Source organism: Halomonas urumqiensis, assembly GCF_003028575.1.
Lineage (GTDB): Bacteria > Pseudomonadota > Gammaproteobacteria > Pseudomonadales > Halomonadaceae > Halomonas > Halomonas urumqiensis.
In genome coordinates this window covers 1-5,540 of sequence record NZ_PYUD01000019.1, presented here as the reverse complement: position 1 = coordinate 5,540, position 5,540 = coordinate 1, and the positions used below count along the sequence as shown (strand labels likewise).

At 56.5% G+C, this 5,540-nt stretch carries 2 protein-coding genes; both read left to right on the top strand.

Going from position 1 to position 5,540, the window contains the following annotated elements:
• Window positions 1–1,759: type I secretion C-terminal target domain-containing protein (locus C6V82_RS17955; protein ID WP_146157048.1), on the top strand; the 1,759-nt coding region annotated here is incomplete at its 5' end.
• A 444-nt stretch (window positions 1,760–2,203) separates the two neighbouring features.
• The coding region (locus C6V82_RS17950; protein ID WP_146157047.1) for a retention module-containing protein at window positions 2,204–5,540 on the top strand (3,337 nt) is incomplete at its 3' end.

The following is a 5,540-nucleotide window of genomic DNA, read 5'->3' as shown; positions in this document are numbered from 1 at the left end:
CACGCTTGAGGTCGACACCGGCAACGACGCGCTGGGTGTGCGGCAAGTGCAGGACGTCAACGACGACTGGATCGATATCACTGCCGACGGCACCACGGTGCAGGGCCAATACGGCGAGCTCTCGGTCGACCTGGACGGCAGCTGGACCTACACCCTGAGTGACAACACGCTCGACCATGATGGCGACGACCTGACCGGTGCCGATGACCAGGTCCAGGATGCCTTCCAGGTACGCGCCACCGACGACGAGGGCGACGTCTCGCCCGAAGCCACGCTGACCGTCGACATCAACGACGATGGTCCTAAATTCACCTCAGTTTCGGACGCTATTGTAGCGGGTGTCGCAGGTGCTGAAGTCTCTGGAAGCTATGTTGCTTCGTTTGGTGCTGATAACCTGGAGCAGTTGGGCCTGGTTCTTCAGCAAACAGGGATGTTGTCGGGCCAGGACATCACTTTCGATGTTGGAGATCAGGATGCTAATGGTGTCTCAAGTGTCGTTGCTCGTAGTGCTAGCGGTAGCGAACTGTTCACCTTTTTCATAAAGACTCAGAATAATCCGGTTTCTGAAGGTGGGGATGGTTCTGTAACATTCAAGGCTTTCTCTGACGAAGGCGATATGGATGGAAGTCTGGCATTTGAGATTTTTGTGGATGAAGGAGGGGAGTATAAGTTTAATTTGCAAGATAACAGCTTTGTAACGGCGGCAGTCGCAAGTGGTGCTGATTTTGGTGCCTTCGGACCTGTTACTAGCGTTGCAAATGATGACCAAAGCCTGGTTATTACTGGTAATGATGAAGTTAATGCTTCAAGCAATGGAGTGGGCGTAAAGCAACCTACCATATCCAAAAATGACTTCCTTGAGTTGGGTTTTTCCTTGCAGCAGACTGAGGTGGCTTTCGACCTTGTTCAATGGGGTGGTAGCGGCGCTGCGAGCATTGATTTTACCGTCGATGGAAGTTCTTTTGTTTCCAGTGGGATTGCTGAAATCGAAAAGGATGCTTCCTCAGTATCGTTTGTTGTTGATTCCGGTAAGGCAGGAACTTATGAGTTGAATGGAGATGGTTCCTCTTACACTTTCTACGTAGCTGATAAGTTTTCAAAAATTGGAATTAACCACGAGGGGGGAGCAAAATTCGGTATTAATAATGTTTCTTACGATAAGAATTTTGAGATCCAAGATCTTATTATGAACTATCAGTTATCCGCGATCGATGGTGATGGTGATGAGGCCATTGCTGATGATCTCTTGTCCGTGGCGATTGCCAGTTACCTGCCTGAGAACTTTGAATCTGGTCAGGTTCTTTCTGGGGATGCGGGTAGCAATCAGCTGGTAGGGACTGATGATGGAGATTATCTCTACGGATCTGGTGGAGACGATGATCTAATGGGCGGCGCTGGAGATGACATTCTCTGGGGCGGTGATGGTAATGATGTCTTCAAGTGGGACCTTGGGGACGAAGCCGATAGTGGCCAACCTGCGGCTGAAGATATCATTGCCGATTTCAGCAATGGAGATAATGTGCTGGATCTCGCCGATATCCTGCTGGATGATGATCCGACCAACCTTGGTGACTACATTTTCGCTGAGCAGGATGGCGACGATACCGTGCTGCATATCGACACAAGCGGTTCCATCAACGCGGGAGGGGGTAATGCCGATCAGCGGATCACCCTGGAGGACTTCACTACCGGTGAGACTGACTCAAGTGCCATACTCGCGCAAATGCTCAATGACGATCAGTTGAAGATCGATCAGTGAGTTAAAATTCAGCCATACTTACGGCCTTGCCCAGCATGCATCGGGCAAGGCCGTTTTTTTATAAAAAATAATCATGGAGTATTATTTAGATCATTTAAAATCGGAATAACTGGATCGGATTTTTTTAGAATCAGCATGTTGAGAGAGCTGCTTTAGGTAAAGTATTCAAGACTAAAAAGTAGTGAATTGTGCCGATTTGGTCGCTGCCTGCCATTTCAGAAGCCCAATAATTATTTTTGGCGTGTTAATTTACATAGTTTCATATTTCACCCTCCCTCCAAGCCGTTAAGTTGTACCACAGTGCAATTTTCACGCTTGTCTACAGTGGCTATTGTGGCGTTAGATGCTTCCACTAGCGGTTAGGCGAGTGTTGAGCTTCCGCATGAAATGTTAATCACCAATTTACAAAGCTCTGTGCAACGGTTTCTTATAGGGAATTAAGTCATGATCATCGCTACCGTCGTATCCATCACTGGCCAGGCATGGGCAAGAGATGCTCAAGGTAACCTGCGCGAGCTGAGCGCAGGCAGTACCCTGGAAGAAGGGGAAACCCTGGTCACGGCCGATAACGCCCAAGTGGCGATGGACTTTGATGATGGCCTACCGCCTTCAGTGATCGAGGGTGGGCAGGCGGTGGTGATGAGCGGCGACCTGGATGCCGAGCAACCGGTTGATAACCAGGAGTTCAGTGCGTTTGATGAGGATCTCGATGCCCTGCTAACGGCTATCGATGAAGGCGAAGGTGACCTTCTCGATGACCTCGACGCCACTGCGGCTGGTCCGGGCGCCGGCGTTGGGGGCGGAGAAGGTGGAGGGCATAGCTTCGTGAGGCTTGGCCGCATCTCTGAATTAACCGATCCCTTGGCCTTTAATTATGATCTGAACGCCCTCGACGGCATCGACTTCGAGGAGACCGAGGCGGTACCGACAGAGAATGATACGCCTGCGGAAGGAGAGGTGCCGGCGCTGACGGTCGGCGATGCCGGTAGTGTCAACGAAGGCGATACGATTACTTTTAGCGTCTCATTGAGCAACCCGGTCGACAACGTCACCACCTTGACGTTTGTGCTGGGAGGCGAGGCCGATGATGACGACCTCGGCACGCCCACGGTCGCCATCAACGGCGTTGACGTCACGGTCACCACCAACGCCGATGGCAGCTTCAGCATCGAGGTCCCGGCGGGCACCACCGACGGCATCGTGGTCAGTGTGCCGACCATTGATGACGACGTCTTCGAAGGCCCCGAATCGGTCACCCTGACCGCCACGCTGAGCGGCGAGAGCGCCGCCGGCAATGCCTTGCCCGACGGCATCACTGACACCGGCAACGCCATTATCGTCGATGACGGCACCGGTACCCCGACCGACCCCGAGGAGCCGGCCGACAACGACACCCCGAGCCTCGAGGTGTTTGACGCCGGTACCATCAACGAAGGCGACACCGCCACTTTCGACGTTGAACTGAGCAACCCGGTCGACAACGTCACCACCTTGACGTTTGTGCTGGGAGGCGAGGCCGATGACGACGACCTCGGCACGCCCACGGTCGCCATCAACGGCGCCGACGTCACGGTCACCACCAACGCCGATGGCAGCTTCAGCATCGAGGTCCCGGCGGGCACCACCGATGGCATCGTGGTCAGCGTGCCGACCATTGATGACGACGTCTTCGAAGGCCCCGAATCGGTCACCCTGACCGCCACGCTGAGCGGCGAGAGCGCCGCCGGTAATGCCTTGCCCGACGGCATCACTGACACCGGCAACGCCATTATCCTGGACAATGATTCGCTGCCTACCATCAGCAATGAAACTGCATCGGTATCAGAAGAAGGCCTTCCCGGTGGCAATCAGGATGATACGGCTGGCCCTGGATATACCGATACCACCAATGCAGCGTCGGTAACGGGAACTTTCGCCATCACAGGGAATGGAGATGTTCCATTAAGCGTAGGCATTGACCTGAATAGTCTGCCCAATGATCTGGCATCTGGAGGAGATGTTGTCTCCTGGTCCGAAGGGGGTAATGCGGCTACTGCCATCGGCTCAGTCAATGGCGTTGAAGTCATCCGAGTGGAGCTCAATGGAGGGGATCCATCCGTCAGCGACCCTGCCAATGCCACCAGCATTAGCTATGTAGTGACGCTGAGCCAGCCTATTGATCACCCGGACAGTGGCGTGGAAGACACGCTGGATATCGGCTTCGATGTCACCATCGATGATGGCGTCAATCCAGCGGGTAGTGGCAGCTTGACAGTCACGGTAGAGGACGACAGTCCTATAGCCAACGCTGTTGCTGTCACACAAAGTCAGGAGAATGTCCCGGTAGTCATAGACGTGTTCGCCAATGATGCGCCGGGTGCCGATGGCGTCGACCTGGTCACCGGCGTGGCGCTGGTGGCGGGCAGCCTGACCGGCAGCGGCGATCTGGCCTACAACGACAACGGCACCTTCACCTACACCCCGGCACCGGGCGAAGAAGGCGAGGTCAGCTTCCAGTACACGCTCACCGATGGCGATGGCGACACGTCCACCGCGACGGCCACGCTGACCCTGCAGGACGACTCCACGCCGACGATCAGCGTGGTGCGCGCCGACGGCGATGATGGCGTGGTCTGGGAATCCGCACTGCCGGACGGCAGTGGCGGTGGCGACCTCACCACCAGCGGCACGCTTGAGGTCGACACCGGCAACGACGCGCTGGGCGTTCGGCAAGTACAGGACGTCACTGGCACCTGGATCGATATCACTGCCGACGGCACCACGGTGCAGGGCCAATACGGCGAGCTCTCGGTCGACCTGGACGGCAGCTGGACCTACACGCTTGCCGCCAACACGCTCGACCATGATGGCGACGACCTGATCGGCGCCGATGACCAGGTCCAGGACGCCTTCCAGGTCCGTGCCACCGACAGCGACGGCGACGTCTCGCCCGAGGCCACGCTGACCGTCGACATCAACGACGATGGTCCGGTCATCATAAACAATGAGTTTCCGCTCAGTGCATTCATCAGTGTCGATGAAGCAGAGCTTAACGAGAGTGCCTCGGTCAGTAATGCTGCGCCAGTGGATTTCAGCGGGGTGTTTACCCTACAGGGTGGTGCCGACGGCCTGGCTGCGACCCGCTACAGCCTTTTGATTGACCCGGCAGTGGAGTCCGGGCTTACCGATGTGATGACCGGTCAGACGGTCGAGTTGCGACTGGCGGAGGGCAGTACCACCCAGATTGAAGGGTACGTGACGGCTAATGGCCAGGAAGAGACGGTGCTCACTGTTGACGTGGATGTCAACGGCGCGATCACCCTGACTCAGTTCCGTGCGCTGGCCCACCCTGACCCCGAGCAAGTGGGCGAAGGTGACTCGATCAGCCTCACGGCGGGTAGCGTTCGACTCGCTGTCGAGATCGAAGACGGTGACGGCGACACCGCCAGCCAGAGTGTGGCGATTGGTTGGACGCTGAGCTTCCTTGACGACGGCCCGAGCATCGAGATTGACGGCACCTTCACGCTGCCCGACTTCGAGCTCGACGAGAGCGACGATCTGGCGGATCGCACCCAGACCCAATCGTTCGCCAATGCCTTCGGTGCCAGCGTGGACTACGGCAGCGACGGCGCCGGCAGCATCGCCTACAGCCTCACGCTGGGCGCCACCAACGTGGCCACCGGCCTCTACGCGCTGGACGCCAACGCCGCCGATGGCCAGGGCGAGGCGATCGTGCTGGTCGACAACAACGGCATCATCGAAGGCCAAGCCGGGGCGGGTGGGGACGTGATCTTCACCATCG